Annotated in this window: 13 protein-coding genes and 2 pseudogenes; 7 read left to right on the top strand and 8 right to left on the bottom strand. The window is 65.1% G+C overall.

What is annotated here, in order from left to right; translation table 11 throughout:
* Positions 1-68, bottom strand: a pseudogene (locus tag H8A92_RS41040) (heat-shock protein); the annotation flags it as partial.
* A gap of 592 nt (positions 69-660) precedes the next feature.
* Here H8A92_RS41040 and H8A92_RS41035 point away from each other — a divergent pair.
* A complete protein-coding gene (locus H8A92_RS41035; RefSeq protein WP_338026573.1) occupies positions 661-984 on the top strand; it encodes a hypothetical protein in 324 nt (107 codons plus the stop codon).
* Here the strand turns inward: H8A92_RS41035 and H8A92_RS20520 are convergent.
* From H8A92_RS20520 to H8A92_RS20510, 3 genes are all read right to left on the bottom strand, one after another.
* Positions 950-2533 carry a solute symporter family protein gene (locus H8A92_RS20520; RefSeq protein ID WP_229197439.1) on the bottom strand — a complete coding sequence of 528 codons (1584 nt, stop codon included), beginning with the start codon at positions 2531-2533 and terminating at the stop codon, positions 950-952. The genes H8A92_RS41035 and H8A92_RS20520 overlap by 35 nt on opposite strands.
* 13 nt (positions 2534-2546) lie before the next feature.
* Positions 2547-2846 (bottom strand): DUF485 domain-containing protein, encoded by a 300-nt coding sequence (locus H8A92_RS20515; RefSeq protein ID WP_229197438.1) that lies wholly within the window; start codon positions 2844-2846, stop codon positions 2547-2549.
* Positions 2847-2924: 78 nt separating this feature from the next.
* Positions 2925-3875, bottom strand: a complete 951-nt coding sequence (locus H8A92_RS20510; protein ID WP_229197437.1) for a LysR family transcriptional regulator — start codon at positions 3873-3875, stop codon at positions 2925-2927.
* A gap of 160 nt (positions 3876-4035) precedes the next feature.
* On the opposite strand from H8A92_RS20510, the gene H8A92_RS20505 reads away from it, so the two are divergent.
* Positions 4036-5100 carry a carbon-nitrogen hydrolase family protein gene (locus H8A92_RS20505; RefSeq protein WP_229197436.1) on the top strand — a complete coding sequence of 355 codons (1065 nt, stop codon included), beginning with the start codon at positions 4036-4038 and terminating at the stop codon, positions 5098-5100.
* 139 nt (positions 5101-5239) lie between these two features.
* Positions 5240-6034 (top strand): adenylate/guanylate cyclase domain-containing protein, encoded by a 795-nt coding sequence (locus H8A92_RS20500; RefSeq protein WP_229197435.1) that lies wholly within the window; start codon positions 5240-5242, stop codon positions 6032-6034.
* Between the two features lie 120 nt (positions 6035-6154).
* On the opposite strand, the pseudogene H8A92_RS20495 reads toward H8A92_RS20500, so the two are convergent.
* Together H8A92_RS20495 and H8A92_RS20490 are read right to left on the bottom strand one after the other, a co-directional pair.
* A pseudogene (locus H8A92_RS20495) lies at positions 6155-8088 on the bottom strand (oleate hydratase); the annotation flags it as partial.
* A 244-nt stretch (positions 8089-8332) separates the two neighbouring features.
* The gene (locus tag H8A92_RS20490) at positions 8333-8617 is read right to left on the bottom strand and encodes a hypothetical protein (RefSeq protein WP_229197434.1); all 285 of its coding nucleotides are present in this window, start codon (positions 8615-8617) and stop codon (positions 8333-8335) included.
* Between the two features lie 255 nt (positions 8618-8872).
* Between H8A92_RS20490 and glmS the strand changes: the two genes are divergently transcribed.
* Both glmS and H8A92_RS20480 read left to right on the top strand, forming a co-directional pair.
* Positions 8873-10699, top strand: a complete 1827-nt coding sequence (gene glmS / locus H8A92_RS20485) for a glutamine--fructose-6-phosphate transaminase (isomerizing) (RefSeq protein WP_229197433.1) — start codon at positions 8873-8875, stop codon at positions 10697-10699.
* Positions 10700-10795: 96 nt separating this feature from the next.
* On the top strand, positions 10796-11584 hold the full coding sequence (locus H8A92_RS20480; RefSeq protein WP_229197432.1) for a DUF502 domain-containing protein: 789 nt from the start codon (positions 10796-10798) through the stop codon (positions 11582-11584).
* 215 nt (positions 11585-11799) lie between these two features.
* On the opposite strand, the gene recG is transcribed toward H8A92_RS20480, so the two are convergent.
* Positions 11800-13908 (bottom strand): ATP-dependent DNA helicase RecG, encoded by a 2109-nt coding sequence (gene recG / locus H8A92_RS20475; RefSeq protein WP_229197431.1) that lies wholly within the window; start codon positions 13906-13908, stop codon positions 11800-11802.
* 144 nt (positions 13909-14052) lie between these two features.
* On the opposite strand from recG, the gene H8A92_RS20470 reads away from it, so the two are divergent.
* Both H8A92_RS20470 and mfd read left to right on the top strand, forming a co-directional pair.
* Positions 14053-14343, top strand: a complete 291-nt coding sequence (locus H8A92_RS20470) for an FAD assembly factor SdhE (protein ID WP_229197430.1) — start codon at positions 14053-14055, stop codon at positions 14341-14343.
* Positions 14340-17858 (top strand): transcription-repair coupling factor, encoded by a 3519-nt coding sequence (gene mfd / locus H8A92_RS20465; protein WP_229197429.1) that lies wholly within the window; start codon positions 14340-14342, stop codon positions 17856-17858. Before H8A92_RS20470 ends, mfd begins: the two co-directional genes overlap by 4 nt.
* Before the next feature lie 785 nt (positions 17859-18643).
* Here the strand turns inward: mfd and H8A92_RS20460 are convergent.
* Entirely contained in the window at positions 18644-19870 is a 1227-nt protein-coding gene (locus tag H8A92_RS20460; protein WP_229197428.1) for a GGDEF domain-containing protein, read from the bottom strand.
* Positions 19871-19901 lie beyond the last annotated feature (31 nt).

Here is a 19901-nt window from a genome sequence, read left to right as displayed (position 1 = left end):
GCGAGGTCAAAGAGCCGATCAAAGCCAATGGCTGACCGGAACAGGGGAGAGAAGTCGTATGTGCGCATAGCCAAATCCTCCATAGAGCAAGATGGATATGAATGGCACCGGACACGACCGGTGCCCGTCTCGCCTGAGCCCGACTGGCGCCCAGGCGCTGGCCCGCAAGGGCCTAGCGAGCAAAAAATTAGAAAACCGGTTTTGGAAGTCAAGAAGTGTCGTGAAAAAAATGGCCTTCGCCGGTCGGGCGGGGAGCGACTGCCGGACCTGCCGGCGGGCTGGCAGCCGCGCCCCGTCGGGGGGCGAGCCGGCGTTACTGAAGCCGTGGCCGGAGACGAGTCCGACCCGGCGAGAGATAGCTCACAAGTCGGACGCATTGAGCTGCCATCACCGGCAGGCTCAGCATCGTCTGCAAGCGATCATCTGCAAAACGCTGCACCGGCGGAGGCGGCGTCCGGCCGACTTTACGGCTTGAATCACCGGGAGCGGGATTTCACCGAACCAAGAGCCAAGCCACGCTCGCGATCAGGGTCACGAAGGACACTGCCGCGGCGCAGACAAAGGCGACTTCCACTGCGTCGATATGCTGGTGGTTCGCCGGCATGTGGTCGCATCCTAGATGGGCACCCGTGGGCCTGATGACATCAGCCAGGCCGTCAAATGAGCCGTGGTCTCCTCGTGTCGCGCCTTCCTCAGCAATGCTTCTCGCTCTCGACTGGGCGGAAGTTCCTTAGCCCGTTTGCGCAGCTCCTTCGCTTCCTGGACGAGGCGTACTTCAAGTGGGAAAATCTGCTTAACCCGGCGTCGCCGCTTCATGGCTCTCCTCTCTCCGATGCTGACGTTCGCTGCCCTAAAACAGCAAAAATCCCAACAGAGAGAAAAGTTCCGATGCTGTTCGTTTCACAGACGGACTTCCGCGCCGGCTGGAACGCGATCGGGATTGCCGACTTCAAGCCGCGCTCTTCGCCCGGGCTGGCTCGTTGATATTCGGCTGCAGCGGCCCGAGGAGGATGCGCCGTTGCATTTCGTCAAAGGCGAGATCTGCGTTCTTCTCCGGCGTGAGCAGCGACATCAGGATCGCGACCACAAACGACAGCGGCATGCTGATGATCGCAGGATTGCGCAGCGACACGAACCACCATTCGTGCTCGATCGCGGCCAGCGGCTTGCCGAGAATGTCGACCTGAATGGTCGGCGACAGATAGATCAGCACCAGGGAGCTCATTGTGCCGACGAGGATGCTCGCCACGGCCGCCGGCGTCGTGAAGCGGCGCCAGGTGATGGCGAGCACGAGCGAGGGGAAATTCGCGGCGCAGGCGATCGAGAACGCAAGCCCCGCCATGAAGGCGACGTTCTGGCCCTCGAACGCGATGCCGAGAATGATGGCGAGGATGGAGATCATGACAGTCGCGACGCGCGCCACCTTGAGCTGTTCGGTCTCGGAAGCGGTGCCGTTCCGGATCACATTGGTCCAGACGTCGTGGCAGAGCGTGGCGACGCCCGACAGCGTCAACCCCGCGACGACGGCGAGCATGGTCGCGAACGCGACCGCACAGATGAAGCCGAAGAAGGCGTTGCCGCCGACGGCGAGAGCGAGCAGGGGCGCTGCCATGTTGCCGCCGCCTCCGGCCTTTGCCACCGTCTCCGGGCCGACCAGCACCATGGCGCCAAAGCCGATGATGAAGACCATGAGATGGAAGACGCCGATCAGGCCGGTGGCATAGAGGATCGACAGCCGCGCAGCCTTGGCGTCCTTCACCGTATAGGCCCGCATCAGCACATGCGGCATCGCGGCGGTGCCGAACATCAGGCCGAGCCCGAGCGATATCGCGTCCCACTGGCCGGAGACGACCTTCGACCCCGGCTGCAGGACCCTGGTGCCGTATTTCTCGGACGCCGCGGCGAACAGTTTCAGCGGATTCATGTCGAAATGGGTCAACACCAGAATGGCGAGCAGGATGCCGCCGCCCATCAGCAGCGCAGCCTTCACCACCTGCACCCAGGTCGTCGCCAGCATGCCGCCGAACAGCACATAGACCAGCATCATGCTGCCGACCACGACGACCGACCAGGTGTAGGGCAGGCCGAACAGCAGCTTGATCAGCGATCCCGTCGCGACCATCTGGGCGATCAGGTAGAACAGGATCACGGCGAGGGTTCCGACGGCGCCGGCAACGCGCACCGGGCGCTGGCGCAGGCGATACGCCACCACGTCGGCGAAGGTGAAGCGGCCGACGTTACGCAACGGCTCGACGATCAGGAACAGAATGATCGGCCAGCCGACCAGCCACCCGATCGAATAGATCATGCCGTCGAAGCCGTTCGAGGTGACGATGCCGGCAATTCCGAGCAGGGCGGCGGCGCTCAGGAAGTCCCCCGCGAGTGCCCAGCCATTCTGCCACGCCGTCACCTGGCCGCCTGCGGCAAAGAAGTGCTCGGTGGTGCGGGTGCGCCGCGCGGCCCAATAGGTGATCGCCAGCGTCAGTGCCATGAAGGCGAAGAAGAACCCGATCGAAAGCGTGCTGCTGCCCATCTTCTCTGCCTCTTTAGCGAAGGTTACGGATGCCGGCGTCGAACACACGGTTCGCCCACAGCACGTAGGTGAGACAGAGCGCGAAGGACGAGATGATGACGAGCGGCCCGAGCACAATGCAAAGCGACAGGCCGGGCACCAGGATGGTGCCGAGCAGCGGCTTATCGAAGGCGAACAGCCCCATGAAGCCGAAATAGATCGCGATCATCGCAGCGCTGAGGATGAGCGCGACGGTCAGCCGCTTCCTGGCCAGTTTCCTGGCCGATACGCCGCTCGACGCCGGATCGGCGTTGCCGGGAATAACCACGTTCATGCTGGCCCCCTCAAAATGACAGCGCGCTCTGCCTTGCGCCAATCGAACGAGCTTCAGCCGGGCCCCGACGGAAGGGAACTATGGATTTTTGCAATCTGCTGTGCGCGGCTGCGGCACGGCATCGGCCAGCGTGACCCGCATGTCGGGGTCCTGCTTCAGAAGGTTCTTCAGAAACGCGCGGACGGCGCGGATGCGCGGGGCAAATTGCAGGTCGCTGTGGACGTTGAGCCAGACCTCGCGAACGGTGGCGGCGAGGTCGGGCAGCACGGGGATGAGGTCGGGCCGGTCCCTGGTGGCAAAGCTCGGCAGCATCACGATGCCGAGGCCGCCCGCCGCGGCGTTCATCTGCGCGATCATGCTGTTGGAGTGGAAGGCGATTTTCGGCTCTTCGATGACGTCGGCGAGCCAGCGCACCGAATCGACCTGGACCAGATCCTCAATATAGGACACGAACCAATGGTCCTCGAGATCGCGGAGGCTTGCAGGCATGCTGTGATGGTCTAGGTAGTCCTGGCTCGCGAATAGCCCGAGCCGGAACTTGCCGATCCGCTCCGAGATCAGGCCCGGACCGGGGGGCCGGAAAAAGGACACGAACAGATCGGCTTCGCGCTTATGGACGTAAACCGTCTGGGCGGACGTGACGAGTTCGACGGAGAGTTGCGGCGCGGTGCGACGCAATTTGGCGAAGCGTTGCGCCAAATAGAGCGAGGCGATCCCCTCCATGGTGGCAAGCCGCACGGTCCCGACGAGCTGCTGGGTGTCGCTGGCACTGGCTTCTTCCCGAATGGCGATCACCGCGCTCTCGACCCGCTCGGCATGCCGCAACAACCGCTCGCCGACGTCGTTGAGCCTGAGCCCGGTGCGGTGGCGTTCGAACACCGCAATCCCGAGCGACGCTTCCATCTGGGCGATGCGGCGGCTGACGGTGGAATGATCCAGCCGCAGCCGTTTCGCTGTCTGGCTCAGATTGCCGGCGCGGGCGGCGCAGAGAAACACCCGCAAATCGTCCCAGTTGATCGTATCGAACATGACTTGCCTCCGGATTGCGGCTCTCGTCGGCAAAGCAATTCTCGTTCCAGCGCGCGGCGGCTCCGATCCTTCGCAACCGACCTTGCGACAATTCCCATGCATGGCGCCAGGGCAGGGATGATACCGCTTCGCTCCCATTGTCCTAGCCGGGATTTTCGTGATGCTCCCTCGTTTCAAGGCTGCTGCCGTTCACGCCGCGCCGGTCTTCCTCGACAGCCGGGCGACCACCGAAAAGGCGATCGCCATCATCCGCGAAGCAGCGAAGGCCGACGCCGAGCTGATCGCGTTTCCCGAAACCTACATTCCCGCCTTTCCGGTCTGGGCCGCGCTGTGGCCACCGATCGACAACCACGATTTGTTCGTGCGCATGGCGGAGCAATCCGTGCTGGTGGACGGACCGGAAGTGGCGCAACTTTGCGCCGAGGCGCGCGCGCTCGGCGTCACCGTCTCGATCGGTATCAGCGAGCGCTCGCCCGTCAGCATCGGGGGACTGTGGAATTCGAACCTGTTGATCGGCGAGACCGGAGAGATCCTGGTCCATCACCGCAAGCTGGTTCCGACCTTCTATGAGAAGCTGGTGTGGTCGTCGGGGGATGGCGCGGGCCTTGCGGTCGCTGAGACCCGGCAAGGCCGGATCGGCGGGTTGATCTGCGGCGAGAATACCAATCCCCTGGCCCGCTTCGCGCTGATGGCGCAGGGCGAACAGGTGCACATCTCGAGCTGGCCGCCGATGTGGCCCACAAGGCGCCCGGCAGGCGGCGGCAATTTCGACAACGTCGCTGCCAACCGCATCCGGGCCAGCGCCCACTGCTTCGAAGCCAAGGTATTCGGGATCGTGACCGCCGGCTACATGGACGAACCGATGCGCGCCTTCCTCATCGATCGGGATAGAACCATCGCCGACGTGATCGACCGGACGCCACGGGCCGCGAGCTTCTTCGTCGATCCGACGGGGGTCGTGTTCGGCGATGAATTGCAGGACCAGGAGGGGATCGCCTATGCGGAGATCGATCTCAATCGTTGCGTCGAGCCGAAGCAGTTTCACGACGTGGTCGGCTACTACAATCGCTTCGACGTCTTTGACTTGACGGTCGACCGCAGCCGGCTGATCCCGGCACGATTTCGCGATGAACAACCGCCAATGGCGAAAGCGCAGGGCGAGACAATTCCGTCCGTCGACGCTGACGTCGGATCGAACGGGCAGGGGCGCGATGGCCGAAGCTGATTAGAAGCCAGATATCGAACATCGCAGAGCCTGGCGCTTTTGATCGCCAGCAAACGAGCACCGTTGCCAATGCGGGAATGTATGGCTACGCTTTATCTCAGGTAAGCCCCCAAGCGCTCGTTCGATCGGCCGGACGCTCATGCCCAAATTCCTTCGCATCGGAGTCCATCAGTCGAACGTGTCCGGATACACGTCGAAGGCCTGGTGCATTCGGCGCGCCGGCTCGACGGTGTTCCTCAAATGGGGCGCCGTGGAGGTTCAGGGCGCTGGCACCGGGCGCAAGGTCTACTGGACGTTTCCACCGCAGGAAAAGACCATTCGCTGCCGCACAGTGCAGCGTGCCCAGGATTACACGAAGGCCGCCATCGCGCGGCGGCGCAGCCATCGCTATGAGCCGCTGACGGGAAATATCGCGAACCGGCGTCGAACCGCCGATCGCGGCTTGGAGCTCAAGCAGGCGCTCGCCACGATCCTCTATGTCGATATCGTCCGATCCACCGAAAAGGCCGCGCGGCTCGGCGACACGCGCTGGGCGACGGTGATGAATCACTACTACGTCGCCGTCCGCCGCGAGTTGAAGGCCTTGCGGGGCAAGGAAGTCGTGACGACGGGCGACGGACTGCTGGCGACGTTCCGGGCGCCGGCCGCCGGCATCCGTTGCGCGACCGCGATCCGCGAGTCCGTGCGCACGCTGGGGCTCGAGATCAGGGTGGGATTGCACGCAGGCGAGTACAAGGTGAGCGGTGCGGAGGTGATCGGTCTCGCGTTTCACATCGGTGCGCGCGTTGCGGCGAAGGCGCGTGCCGGAGAGGTGCTGGTCTCGAGCGCGGTCAGGGATCTGATGTCGAAGTCGGAAATCCGTTTCAAGGACCGCGGCGCGCACCAGCTCAAAGGCGTGCCGGAGCGATGGCGGCTCTACCGGGTCGAGCACTGAGGCGGCGCGGCAAGAAGGGACACCACGGTCGCCATTCGCGTACGGCTAGCCCGCGAGAGCAAAGCGATATGCGGGACTGGCGCCCCGGTTGTCGCCTTGCTCATCCGCACAGCGCATCAGCTATCCTCTCCGTGTCGCGATGCTCTCTCGAATCCGCTCCAGCCAGCCGATGACGGCGCCGAGTGCCTGATCGCCCTTTCCGAGAAGTCCCGCCAGTTCACGCTCGGCAGTGCCGCGCCTCGTGGCGTCGGGCTCCGGCAATGGCGGCAGGATGTGGGCGTAGTAGGTCTTGTCCAGCAACCGGTGCAGCAGGCGTTCGCCGGGGAACGGTTCGTTGTTGTTCAGCGCACGGGCACCTTTCAGGATCATGCGGATATCATATTGCGTGGGGCTGATGTCCGGCACCCGCTTGGGAAGGTCGAGAAGCGTGTAGACCGCGATCCGCGCGGTGCGCACCGAACTGTCCATTGTGAAGATGATGTCGTTCGAGGTTTCCACGAACTGCCCCATCAAGCCGAGATTGGTACAGCCGGCGGGAACGGGATGCGGTCGGTCGCCGGCGGCGCGTGGCATGAACATCGCGGTGATGTAGGGCATCAAGGCCAGGCGAGCCTTGGTGTTCGCCACCACTGCGTCCAGCTTGTCCTCGATGCCGAGGTGATAGCAAAGCTCCGCCAGGATTTCGCGGCCCGTGCAGGCCGGCATCGGCTTTTTGACGTAGTTGCCTTCCTTGTCCATCAGCAGCGCGTAGACCCAAACCACCAGGACATCCTTCGGCTGGGTCGGGAAGTGCGGTTGCCGGTTGCAGGTAAAGCTGAGCACCCAGTTAGAGTCGGTGAAGGTGATGATCCCGCCGGTGACCGTCTTGCCGGAATAGGGATCGTTGACCGAAAGCTCCTTCAGCCGGTCGACGAAGGGAGACGGCTTGCAGGTGAGTGTGACCGACTCCCACATCGACTTGTCGACATTGCCGTAGAATTTCTCGGGCTTGCCGAAGATCGGCGACTTCTTCGCGAGGTTCTTCCACAGCGTCCAGTCGCTTGCTTCACCCGGATCATGCTTGCCGCGCTGAAGAACCGGGGCATGGTCCATGTCGCCGTAGGCGGTGCCTTCGGTCATCGATCCCGTGAGCGCGAACACCAGGTCCTTCGTTCTGACCGGAATAGCGATGTCGACGCCACTTACCTTGACCTTGATGGCCGTGACCGTGCGCACAGCGCCTTCGACCTTGATGTCGAGATCGTAGGCGCGCGTGTCGAACTGCACCTTGACGCCTCGCTCGCGCAGATGCGTGACCAGCGGACGGACGAAGCTGTCGAACTGGTTGTATTTCGGGAAAATCAGCGCCGACATGTCGGTCAGCCCGTCGATCGCATCGAGGAAGCGATGCATGTAAAGCTTCATTTCGAGCAGGCTTTGCCAGTTCTCGAACGCAAACATCGAGCGCCACAGGTACCAGAAGTTGGTTTCGAGAAAGCCCGGGCTGAAATATTGCTCGATGGTGATGTCGTCGAGATCTTCCTTGCGCTTCAGCAGCAGGCGGATCAGTTCCCATTGCTGCGACTTCGACAGGCCGAGCGTCGAGAAGTCGCGGATCTGGCCGCGCTTGTGCATCAGCCGCGCTCTTGAGAAGTTCGGATCGTTGTCGTTGACGAGCCGGTATTCGTCGAGAACGCTGTAACCCTTGGGCAGCTCGAGCGCCTGGACGTCCTGGAACATGTCCCACAGATTGTCGTAGTTCCAGTTCATCTCGCGGCCGCGCGAATGATGTAGCCGTTCTCGGGATCGCCGGCGCCATCGAGCGAGCCGCCCTCGATGTGCATGGTGTCAAGGATGGTGATGTCCTCGCCCTTCATGCCGCCGTCGCGGATCATGTAGAAGGCCGCGGCCAGCCCGGCGATGCCGCTTCCGATGATCCAGGCCTTGCGGGGCTCGGCCGATCCGCTCAGCACCGGACGGTTGCGCATATAGGCGCCCATCATGTCGGGCGGAGGCAGGGTATCGTGCTTGCCCTTGTGCCAGTAGCGCGCCGTCGCGTCCGCCTCGACCTGGAAGGTGCTGCTGGAGGGATTGGGAGCATCAGTCGTGGCGGCCTCGCTGCATCGCGTTCGGAGGAGCGATCATAGCCCTTCGGCCTGTCAATTTCATGGCCCCTGGCGGTATTCGCGGAAGCTGCAACCTGAACGCGACCTGTTGTCCGGGGAGCCGTCGTAAAGCGGTCCCGTTTCCGTCGCGGCATATTGTCGGCGGTTCGCCGGCATGCCCGCCAGTCGGGTCGTAAGACGGCTGCGTCGCGACCTACCGCGCGCCGAGGATGTGCTGCCACAGCGTGCCGCCGAGCACCTTCCAGCCGAGATAGAAATACGCAACGATCAGTGCGAACAGCAGCAGCGCCGGGGCGCCGGTCAGGTGCTCGTACGCTGGCTGCTGCAGGTAGCGTTGAGCATCCTGTCCCAGAGCCTCCGCGTCGAGCAAGTTCCGGAATAGCGTCGTGTACTCGAAGGCTTGCCCCGTCCAAAAGACGAGTTGCCGGCCGCCGTGTGGCTCGGGGGCAATTTCGAGTGGCGAACGAATATCGATCATGCTGGACAATCATGACCGGCCGGGAGGCAAGGCCGCTGGTGTCGAACCTGCGTATCAGATGGGCCGCCGGAGTCCGCCGACGCGCTCTTGCCAAAATAGTTAGCCCCGATTAACCAGCCTTTCGCATCCACCTTGCCGTTTAAGACTGTCGCAATCGGCAATAATTATTGAGTATCTTGCGACCGGCGATTCCCGTTAAGGGACCGTGTCGCCGCTTTGGCAAATTTTCGGCGATTTTTGGGGACATTGAACCGCATGTGCGGCATCGTCGGCATTCTTGGACGCGCTCCGGTCGCGGAGCAACTGGTGGATTCGCTCAAGCGGCTCGAATATCGCGGCTATGATTCCGCAGGCGTCGCCACGCTGGAGAATGGCGTCGTGGCGCGGCGCCGCGCCGAGGGCAAGCTGAAGAATCTCGAGACCCGGCTGCAGGCAAAGCCGCTCGGCGGCCACACCGGCATCGGCCACACCCGCTGGGCCACCCACGGCCGGCCGACCGAGAACAACGCGCATCCGCACTCAACCGAACGCGTCGCCGTGGTGCATAACGGCATCATCGAGAATTTCCGCGAGCTGCGCGAGCATCTCGAGGCCAAGGGCGCGGTGTTCTCGACCGAGACCGACACCGAGGTCGTGGTGCATCTGGTCGACAATCTGCTCAAGGGCGGCGTCAAGCCGGTCGAGGCGGTGAGGGCGGTGCTGTCGGAGTTGCGCGGCGCGTTCGCGCTCGGCTTCATCTTCGCCGGCGAGGACGATCTGATGATCGGCGCCCGCAACGGCCCGCCGCTCGCGGTCGGGCACGGCGACGGCGAGATGTATCTCGGCTCGGATGCGATCGCGCTCGGGCCGTTCACCGACACGATCAGCTATCTCGAGGACGGCGACTGGGTGGTGCTGAACCGCAAGGGCGCCACCATCTTCGACAAGGACAACGCCATCGTCCATCGCGAGGCGATCAAGCACACGACGGCGACCGCGCTGGTCGACAAGGCGAATTATCGCCACTTCATGGCCAAGGAAATCCACGAGCAGCCCGAAGTGGTCGGGCATACGCTCGCCCGTTACGTCGACCTGGCGGCCGAGCGCGTCACCATGCCGGTCAAGCTGCCGTTCGACTTCAACGACATCCAGCGCATCTCGATCACGGCCTGCGGCACCGCGAGCTATGCCGGCTTCGTCGCGAAATACTGGCTGGAAAAGCTGGCCCGGCTGCCGGTCGAGCTCGATGTCGCCTCCGAGTTCCGCTACCGCGAGGCTCCCTTGCGCAAGGGCGACCTTGCCATCTTCATCTCGCAGTCCGGCGAGACCGCCGACACGCTGGCGGCGCTGCGCTACGCCAAGGCGCAGGGCGCGCATACGCTGTCGGTCGTCAACGTGCCGACCTCGACCATCGCGCGCGAGAGCGAGACCGTGTTGCAGACGCTCGCCGGTCCCGAGATCGGCGTCGCCTCGACCAAGGCGTTCACCTGCCAGCTGATGGTGCTGGCCTCGCTCGCGGTCGCCGCCGGCAAGGCGCGCGGCGAGCTCTCCGATGCCGACGAGGCCAAGCTGGTGCACGGCCTGGTCGAAATTCCGCGCCTGATGTCGGAAGCGCTCACCACCGAGCTGCAGATCGAGAAGCTGGCGCGCGAGATTTCGAAGTCGCGCGACGTGCTCTATCTCGGCCGCGGCACCAGCTATCCGCTGGCGCTGGAAGGCGCGCTGAAGCTGAAGGAAATCTCCTACATCCATGCCGAGGGCTATGCCGCCGGCGAGCTCAAGCATGGGCCGATCGCACTGATCGACGAGCACATGCCGGTCGTGGTGATCGCGCCCTACGACAAGGTGTTCGAGAAGACCGTCTCGAACATGCAGGAGGTCGCCGCCCGCGGCGGCAAGATCATCCTGATGACCGACGCCAAGGGCGCCGCGGAGGCGACCATCCAGTCGCTGGTGACGATCGTGATGCCGGACATGGGGGCGACCTTCGCGCCGATGGTCTATGCCGTTCCGGTGCAGCTGCTCGCCTATCATACCGCCGTGGTGATGGGCACCGACGTCGACCAGCCCCGGAATCTGGCCAAATCGGTCACGGTCGAATAGCCGCAAGCCGGGCCGTCACGCGGCCCCTTCAAAAGTGCGTCAGAATGGCTTAGCTGGGTGCTGACGTACGGCCGCTTCGACGACCCTGGAACCGCAATGACCTCCGATCAAGTGCCTCCTGACCCGTCTGGCGAACTGCATCCGGACCACCCGCGCGGGCTGATGGCGCGTTTTCGCACCTATTTCCTGACCGGCCTGGTGGTGGCCGGCCCGGTTGCGATCACCCTGTACCTGACCTGGTGGTTCGTGAACTGGGTCGACAATCTGGTCCGGCCGTTCGTGCCGACGGCCTACCGGCCGGAAACCTATCTGCCGTTCGGGCTGCCCGGTTCCGGCCTGATCGTTGCGGTCATCGCGCTGACGCTGCTCGGCTTCCTCACCGCCAATTTGATCGGGCGAACCCTGGTCGATCTCGGCGAGCGACTGCTCGGCCGGATCCCCGCGGTGCGTGCGATCTATCGCGGCCTCAAGCAGGTGTTCGAGACGCTGTTCTCCGGCAACGGCTCGAGCTTCCGCCGCGTCGGCCTGGTCGAATTTCCGTCGCCCGGCATGTGGTCGATCGTGCTGATCTCGCAGGCGCCCAATGCCGAGCTCGCCGCCAGCCTGCCCGGCGAGGAGGAGCATATCTCGGTGTTCCTGCCCTGCGCGCCGAACCCGACCACCGGCTTCTTCTTCTACGTGCCGAAGAGCAAGATCATAGAGATCGAGATGAGCACCGAGGATGCCGCGACGCTGATCATGTCGGCCGGCGTAGTGCAGCCAGGCTCCACCGATCAGAAGCGCGCGGCAGCGCTCGCCGGAATGGCCAATGCCGCGCGCATCGCCAACCAGGGTACGGCCAACCAGGCCACCTTGCGGCCGGCGGCGCCGGCCAAGGTCGAGTAGGAGCCGGCGCGCCCATGCGGCGTGTCTAGTTGTACCATCGCGCTATCGCACGTTATCCCCGCGCAAAGGCTTTGCCTTTGTCGCTGGAGGAGCGCGCTCTTGCGCGCGTCTCGAAGGATGAATCGGCCCCGCTGGTGGCCGTCGATCCTTCGAGACGCGCTTCGCGCTCCTCAGGATGACGGGAGGGACGGCGGCGTGTGGCGCGCTGAACTGTATCACCCCGCGCCGATCAGCGGCACGGCTTCGTCGCGTTCGTAGAGGTAGAGCAGGACGCGCAGCGCTTCGCCGCGCTCGCCCTTCAGCTTCGGATTGTCCTTCATGATCCGCAACGCCTCATCGCGGGCCTGGGTGATCAGCTGGCCGTGCACCTCGGAGCGCGCGATGCGGTAGCCGGGCAGGCCGCTCTGGCGGATGCCGAGCACGTCGCCTTCGCCGCGCAGTTTCAGATCTTCCTCGGCGATCCGGAAGCCGTCCGTGGTCTCGCGGATCACCTTGAGGCGCGCCTTCGACATCTCGCCGAGCGGTTCCTTGTAGAGCAGGAGGCAGGTCGAGGCCTCCGAGCCGCGGCCGATGCGGCCGCGCAGCTGATGCAGCTGCGCCAGCCCGAAGCGCTCGGCGTTCTCGATCACCATGATGGTCGCCGCCGGCACGTCGACGCCGACCTCGACGACGGTCGTTGCGACCAGGAGCCCGATCTCGTGGGCGGCGAACTGCGCCATCACGCGATCCTTCTCGGTGCCCTTCATCTGGCCGTGCACCAGCCCGACGCGATCGCCGAACCGCTTCTGCAAGCTCTCGAAACGTTCGGTAGCGTTGGTGAGATGCTCGGTGCCTTCGGCCTCTGACTCATCGACCAGCGGGCAGATCCAGTAGACCAGCTTGCCCGCGTCGAGCGCACGGCCGACACCGTCCATGACGTCCTCGATCCGGCTCATCGGCACCGCGCGGGTGTCGATCGGCTGGCGCCCGGCGGGCTTTTCGCGCAGCTCCGAGACGTCCATGTCGCCGAAGTAAGTCAGCACCAGCGTGCGCGGAATCGGCGTGGCACTCAGCACCAGCACGTCGACAGCTTCGCCCTTCGACGTCAGCGCGAGGCGCTCGCGCACGCCGAAGCGATGCTGCTCGTCGACCACGGCGAGCGCCAGTGCCTTGTAGATCACGTCGTCCTGGATCAGCGCGTGGGTGCCGACCAGGAGATCGATCTCGCCGGCCTCGAGCCGCGCCAGCAGTTCCCGGCGCTCCTTGCCCTTCTCGCGGCCGGTGAGGATGGCGACGCGCATCCCGGCGCTTTCGGCGAGCGGTGCGATGGTCTTGACGTGCTGGCGCGCCAGGATTTCGGTCGGCGCCATCAGCGCGGCCTGCTTGCCGGCCTCCGCGACGGCCGCGGCCGCCAGCAGCGCCACCACGGTCTTGCCGGAACCGACATCGCCCTGCACGAGGCGCAGCATGCGCACCGGTTGTTGCAGGTCCGCGATGATCGCGGCAACCGCCTCCTGCTGCGATTTGGTCAGCGCGTAGGGCAGGGCATCGATGATCTTCCTGCGCAGATGGCCGTCGCCGGCGTTGCGTACGCCCGCGGGCCGGCGCAGCGTGGCGCGGATCAGCGCCAGCGCGAGCTGGCCTGCGAGCAGCTCGTCGAACGCGAGCCGCGACCAGAACGGACCGTCGGGCAGGATGTCGGTCAGCTCGACCGGAACATGCACGCGGGTCAGCGCTTCCCGGATCGGCGGAAAGTTGCAGCGGCGCAGCACCTCGGGGCTGATCCACTCCGGCAAATCGGGCAGCTTGGTCAGCGCCTGCGCGATGGCGCGGCGGAGCGAGCCGATCGCAAGGCCCTCGGTCAGCGGATAGACCGGATCGATACCCGACAGCTTTGCAAAGCCGGCCTCATCGACGACGCGGTCGGGATGCACGATCTGCGGAATGCCGTCATACATCGCCAGCGTGCCGGAGACGTAGCGCTTCTCGCCGACCGGCAGCAGCTTCTCGACATAGCCGGGCTGGGCACGGAAGAAGGTCAGCACCACATCGCCGGTGTCGTCGCTGGCATAGACGAGGTAGGGGGCGCGCGAATTGCGCGGCGGCGGCGGGCGATGGCGATCGACTGTGACCTCCAGCGTCACCATGGTTCCGACCGCGGCGTCGCGGATCTTCGGCCGGGCGCGGCGATCGATCACGCTCGCCGGCAAATGCAGCAGCAGGTCGACCAGCCGCGGCGTCTCACTGCGGTCGAGCAGATACCGCAGCAGCTTGTCCTGCTTCGGGCCGACACCCGAAAGCGTCGTGACCTGGGCAAACAGCGGATTGAGCAGGCTGGGGCGCATCGGTGTCCTTTACACACGACTCACGTCATGCACGCAAGGAAACCCCAAAAGGCGGCGAATGAGGGCTGACAGCGGCCACCACCATCGCTATATCAAGCCCCGCCCGGCACGTCCGGGCTTTTGGCGTTCGAATGGATTTGGGACATGACGGGATCGACACGATCGAGCCAGGGGCTCGATGACCGCCGCAAGCGGCTTTTGTTTCGTTGCTGGCACCGCGGCACCCGAGAGATGGACCTGATCCTCGGCCGGTTTGCCGATGCCGAGATCGCCGGCCTGTCCGATCATGAGCTCGGCGAACTCGAGCATTTGATCGAGGTGCCTGACCCGGACCTCTATGCCGCGCTGACCGGCGACAAGGTGCTGCCTTCGGAATATGCGACCGCGCTGTTTGCCCGCATCAAGGCGTTCCGGGTCGCGGACCCCAGCGCATGAAGCAGCCGATGAAATCCCCGGCTGCGATGCTCGCGCCCGGCCGGGTGCTGACCATCGCCAACGTCGCCGAGGGCGCCGAGGGGCTTGTCATCTCCGATCTGGCGCGCGCCATCGCCGCGCAGCCGAAACGGTCGGCGGTCAGCCTTGCCGTGGTGTGTCGCGACGGCGCGCGGATGCAGCAACTCGCCCGTTCGCTGGAGTTCTTTGCGCCCGATATCGCCGTGATGCAGGTTCCGGCCTGGGACTGCCAGCCCTATGACCGGGTCTCGCCGCATTCCGGGATCCTGGCCCAGCGCCTGACCGCGCTGGCAAAACTGTCGCGCCTCGTCGGCAGCGACAAGCCGATGATCGTGCTGACCACGGTGAACGCCGCCGTGCAGCGGGTGCCGGCGCGCGACCAGGTCGCAGCGCAGGCGCTGTCGGTCGCGCCGGGCAATGTGGTGCCGATGGACTCGGTCGTCGCCTGGCTCGAGCACAACGGCTACACGCGGTCATCCACGGTGCGCGAGCCCGGCGAATACGCCGTACGCGGCGGCATCCTCGACCTGTTTCCGGCCGGCCTCGACCAACCGGTGCGCTTCGACTTCTTCGGCGACAGCCTGGAATCGATCCGCACCTTCGATGCCGAAACCCAGCGCACGCTGCTCGACATGCGCGGCCTCGACCTCGTGCCGGTCTCGGAATTCCAGCTCACGACTGAAACAATCCGGCGTTTCCGCATGGGCTACGTCGCAGCGTTCGGTGCACCGGAGCGCGACGACCAGCTCTATGAAGCAGTCTCCGAGGGCCGGCGTCATCCCGGCATGGAGCACTGGCTGCCGCTGTTCCAGGAGCGGATGGACACGCTGTTCGATTATCTCGACGGCGCCACGATTGCGATCGAGCCGCAGGGCGAGGACGCCGCGCGCGAACGCTTCACGCAGATATCGGACTATTACGACGCGCGGCGCGAGGCGCTGGAGCATCCGGGTAGCGGCGCGATCTACAAGCCGCTGCCGCCGGACAGGCTGTATTTGACCGAAGCCGAATGGACCAGGCTGCTCGGTGAGGTGCCGCTGGCACGGCTGACGCCGTTTGCAGTGCCGGAGGGCACCGCAGACATGTTCGACGCCGGCGCGCGGCAGGGGCGCAACTTCGCGCCGGAACGTGCCGACACCAACGTCAACGTGTTCGAGGCCGTGGTCGGCCATATCGGCGCGCTGCAGTCGCAGCGCAAGAAGGTCATCGTCGCGCTGTGGAGCGAAGGCTCGCGCGACCGCATGGGCGCGATGCTGCGCGACCACAAGCTGCTCAACACCACCAGCGTCAACACCTGGCGGATCGTGCAGGCAACCCCGCGCAACGAGACCATGCTGGCCGTGCTCGGCATGGAGTCCGGCTTCGAGACCGACGAATTCGCCGTCATCAGCGAGCAGGATATTCTCGGCGACCGCCTGGTGCGGCCGCGCAAGGCAAGCCGCAAGCTCGACAATTTCATCTCCGAAGTGACGAGCCTTGCGACCGGCGATCTCGTGGTTCACGTCGAGCACGGCATCGGCCGCTTCGTGGGCCTGCAGACGCTCGAAGTCTCCGGCGCGCCGCACGATTGTCTCGAGCTGCATTATGCGGCGGAAACAAAACTGTTCCTGCCGGTCGAGAACATCGAGCTGCTGTCGCGCTACGGCTCCGACAGCGCCAATGTCGAGCTCGATCGTCTCGGTGGCGGCGGCTGGCAGGCGCGCAAGGCCAAGCTCAAGAACCGCATCCGCGAGATCGCAGGCGAGCTGATCAAGATCGCCGCCGAGCGGCAGCTGCACGAGGCGCCGAAATTCCCGCTGCAACCGCATGTCTATGACGAGTTCTGCGCGCGCTTCCCCTATGAGGAGACCGAGGATCAGCTGGGGGCCATCACCTCGACCTTGAACGACCTCGAAATCGGCCGCCCGATGGATCGGCTGATCTGCGGCGACGTCGGCTTCGGCAAGACCGAGGTGGCGCTGCGTGCGGCCTTCGCCGTGGCGCTCGAGGGCAGGCAGGTCGCGGTCGTGGTGCCGACCACGCTGCTGGCACGCCAGCACTCGCGCACGTTCACCGAACGCTTCCGCGGTTTTCCGGTCAATGTCGCGCAGGCGTCGCGGCTGGTGTCGACCAAGGAGTTGAACCAGGTCAAGAAGGGGCTCACCGACGGCACGGTCGACATCGTCGTCGGCACCCATGCGCTGCTCGGCAAGACCATCAAGTTCAAGGACCTCGGCCTTCTGATCGTGGACGAGGAGCAGCATTTCGGTGTCAGCCACAAGGAGCGGCTGAAGCAGCTCCGCGCCCAGGTCCATGTGCTGACGCTGTCGGCAACGCCGATTCCGCGCACGCTGCAACTGGCGCTGACCGGCGTTCGCGAGCTCTCGATCATCGCCTCGCCGCCGGTCGATCGCCTCGCGGTGCGCACCTTCGTCGCGCCGCATGATCCCTTGATGATCCGCGAGGCGCTGCTGCGTGAGCGCTACCGCGGCGGTCAGGCGTTCTATGTCGTGCCGCGGATCGAGGATCTCGCCGGCGTCAAGGATTTCCTCGACAAGAACGTGCCGGAGATGAAGGTTGCGGTCGCCCACGGCCAGATGCCGCCGACCGTGATCGAGGACATCATGTCGGCGTTCTACGACGGCAAATACGACATCCTGCTCTCGACCACGATCGTCGAGTCCGGTCTCGACATCCCGAACGCCAACACCCTGATCGTGCACCGCGCCGACATGTTCGGCCTCGCCCAGCTCTATCAGCTGCGCGGCCGCGTCGGCCGCTCGAAGCTGCGCGCCTATGCGCTGTTCACGCTGCCGGCGCAGCAGAAGATCACCGCGCAGGCCGAGCGGCGGCTCAAGGTGCTGCAATCGCTGGAGACGCTGGGCGCCGGCTTCCAGCTCGCCTCGCACGACCTCGACATCCGCGGCGCCGGCAATTTGTTGGGCGAAGAGCAGTCCGGCCACATCAAGGAAGTCGGCTTCGAATTGTACCAGTCGATGCTGGAGGAGGCGATCGTCAACCTCAAGGCCGGCGTCGCCGAGCCCGCCGCCGACCGCTGGTCGCCGCAGATCACGATCGGCATGCCGGTCCTGATCCCCGAGGACTATGTCAACGACCTCAGCGTGCGGCTATCGCTCTATCGCCGCCTCGCCGGTCTCGACACCGACGAGGACATCGATGCGTTCGCCGCCGAGATGCGCGACCGCTTCGGCGTGCTGCCCGACGAAGTGCGCTATCTGTTCAAGGTCGCTGCGATCAAGGCCTATTGCCGCCGCGCCAATGTCGGCAAGGTCGATGCCGGGCCGAAGGGCGCCGTGATCGCGTTCCGCGACAACAGCTTCGCGCATCCGGAGCGGCTGGTGACGTTCATCCGCCAGCACGGCCAGGCCGCCAAGGTGCGGCCCGACATGAAGGTGGTGTTCTTCCAGGAGTGGGACACGCCGGAAGAGCGCCTCGCCGGCACCACGGAGATCCTGCGCCAGCTCGCCAATCTCGCGGAGAGCAAGAAGGCGGCGTGAGGGGCAACTCTCTCCGCGTCATTGCGAGCGAAGCGAAGCAATCCATATCACCGTGCGTGCGGACGCGTGGATTGCTTCGTCGCTTAGCTCCTCGCAATGACGTTGTGAATAGGTCGGAGGACCTACGACGCCGCGCGCTCCGTTGCTCCGCGTCCGAGCAGCGACTGGGCGGAATCACCCGGCATCGGCGTTACGACGCTGACGGCGGGCTCCGCGCGGGTGTCGCGGTGGCCGCTCTGGGTGCGGCGCATGACGCTCGCCAATCGCCGCGTGCCGGCCAGTGAGCCACAGGCCGCGGTGTGTCTATTCGGTGCGGCCGGACGGGGGCAGGGTCTGCGAGCGGGAGGCGCACCGTCGGGCTCGACGAGCGACTATACGGCGGCGCGGGCCCGAACTATTCTCAAATTGCTTTTTTTGCTGATTGGGTCCGAAGAGCTGGGAGGCGAGCATGAGAGCTCTGTTCGTCGCAGCGTTGCTTGCACTATCGGCGAGCAAGACTGCGGGTGCCTACTATTGTGAGGGCGGTCAACAGGCTGTTCCGCCAGCTGTCGCGGCCCGCATGGCGCTGCCGCTGTGCGGTGCGGCGGCCACGCAGCCATGGGGGCCAAACGGTTGTCAGCTCTGTGACCCGCGGAACGTCTATCCAAGTCCGTTTGCTCCGGATGCTGGGCTGCGACCAGTGTTCACCCGGGCCCCCGCCAAGCCGCCGTCCGGTTACTGATTGCACGACGATTTGCGGACGATACTCGAAAGATTTGCGGCCTCATAAGCTGGTGCCCAGCTTGTTACGACGCCGCCCGCTCCGGCATCCCAAACAGCCGTCCCAGCAGCGATAGCGCGGAATCGCCCGGCATCAGCGTTGCGACGCTGACGGCCGGCTCGGCTCTGGTGTCGCGGCGGCCGTTCTGGGTGTGGCGCATCACGCTCGCCAATCGCCGCGTGATCGCCTGCGCGTTGCGCAGGTCGGTCCCGGCGAACGCCACGACGAGCGAACGGTCGTCATGCACCGCGCCGAAGTCGGCCTGGCGCATCAATCGGCTGATGATCCGCGCGCCGTCGAATTGCGCGCGTGGCTGGGTGTTGTCGAAGGTGAACCGCGCCACCGAGAGCGCGCCGCCGCGCTCGGCGGTGTGGTAGACGGCGGTGGCGAAGTCGCGCTCGAACGCTGCCTTGGTGAGCAGGCCGGTGCGCGGATCGATCAGGCCCTTGGCGTCGATCGCCTTGAGCATGCGGCCAAGCCGCGCCTCGAAGGCGTGCTGGCGGATCATCGGCAACGCCATGTCGGCAACACGTGTCGGACCGGCCGTGACGATCTCGAGATTGGGCAGCTCGTAGCGCGGCGTCAGCTCGCCCGAGGCAACGATGACAGGCAATGGGCGGAAGCGGACATCCTCAGTCAGCACGGTCAGGAACGCATCCATCACGCGCGGCGTGAATCCCTCGGCCAGCACGATGCCGTCGATGTCGCGGCTTGAAAGATGCTTGGCGGCGGCCTCGATGCTGAGCGCGCCGACCACGCCGGCGCGTTCGCCGAGCGCGACCGACAGCGTCGGGTAGGCACCGCCGCGGCCGATCAGCAGCGTGGTGGCCTCGCCGACGGGATCGATGTCGGACATGGCGATCGGCGACGGTGGCACCAGGCGGCGCATCACGGTCGCATGCAGCGCGCGAACACGTAAGCATGCGTTGAGCCGGGCGACCAGGCGATCCGGCAAGCCCTTCTTCTGGAAGAACGCGATCGCGGTGTCGGGCAGGGTGGTCGCGGGATCGACTGCGATCAGCGGCAGATAGGGTGCGCGGGCGGCCGCACGCTTGGCCAGGCCCGACAGGGTGACGAAGTCGACGCCGTCGGCGGCTGCAATGACAGCTGCCGGCTTGACCTGCTCGATGGCCCGCCCGGCCTCGTTCCAGTCCGTGACCACGACCGGAAACAGCTTCGTCTCATCAAGAACGGCGGCGAACGGCGGCTTTGCCGACGCCGATACGATGAGGACCGGACCTTGTTGAGACATTCGAACGCTCGAAACCAATGCTTAAGATCAG

The organism is Bradyrhizobium acaciae (assembly GCF_020889785.1).
Lineage (GTDB): Bacteria > Pseudomonadota > Alphaproteobacteria > Rhizobiales > Xanthobacteraceae > Bradyrhizobium > Bradyrhizobium acaciae.
The sequence above is the reverse complement of the archived record's forward strand: the minus strand, read 5'-3'. Positions and strand labels throughout refer to the sequence as shown.

What these genes read in the sequence shown, in the direction of transcription:
- H8A92_RS20460 (WP_229197428.1), bottom strand. Translation starts at nt 19,870, where the DNA reads ATGTCTCAACAAGGTCCGGTCCTCATCGTATCGGCGTCGGCAAAGCCG.
- H8A92_RS20490 (WP_229197434.1), bottom strand. Translation starts at nt 8,617, where the DNA reads ATGATCGATATTCGTTCGCCACTCGAAATTGCCCCCGAGCCACACGGC.
- mfd (WP_229197429.1), top strand. Translation starts at nt 14,340, where the DNA reads ATGAAGCAGCCGATGAAATCCCCGGCTGCGATGCTCGCGCCCGGCCGG.
- H8A92_RS20505 (WP_229197436.1), top strand. Translation starts at nt 4,036, where the DNA reads ATGCTCCCTCGTTTCAAGGCTGCTGCCGTTCACGCCGCGCCGGTCTTC.
- recG (WP_229197431.1), bottom strand. Translation starts at nt 13,908, where the DNA reads ATGCGCCCCAGCCTGCTCAATCCGCTGTTTGCCCAGGTCACGACGCTT.
- H8A92_RS20510 (WP_229197437.1), bottom strand. Translation starts at nt 3,875, where the DNA reads ATGTTCGATACGATCAACTGGGACGATTTGCGGGTGTTTCTCTGCGCC.
- H8A92_RS41035 (WP_338026573.1), top strand. Translation starts at nt 661, where the DNA reads ATGAGCCGTGGTCTCCTCGTGTCGCGCCTTCCTCAGCAATGCTTCTCG.
- H8A92_RS20515 (WP_229197438.1), bottom strand. Translation starts at nt 2,846, where the DNA reads ATGAACGTGGTTATTCCCGGCAACGCCGATCCGGCGTCGAGCGGCGTA.
- H8A92_RS20470 (WP_229197430.1), top strand. Translation starts at nt 14,053, where the DNA reads ATGACGGGATCGACACGATCGAGCCAGGGGCTCGATGACCGCCGCAAG.
- H8A92_RS20480 (WP_229197432.1), top strand. Translation starts at nt 10,796, where the DNA reads ATGACCTCCGATCAAGTGCCTCCTGACCCGTCTGGCGAACTGCATCCG.
- H8A92_RS20520 (WP_229197439.1), bottom strand. Translation starts at nt 2,533, where the DNA reads ATGGGCAGCAGCACGCTTTCGATCGGGTTCTTCTTCGCCTTCATGGCA.
- glmS (WP_229197433.1), top strand. Translation starts at nt 8,873, where the DNA reads ATGTGCGGCATCGTCGGCATTCTTGGACGCGCTCCGGTCGCGGAGCAA.
- H8A92_RS20500 (WP_229197435.1), top strand. Translation starts at nt 5,240, where the DNA reads ATGCCCAAATTCCTTCGCATCGGAGTCCATCAGTCGAACGTGTCCGGA.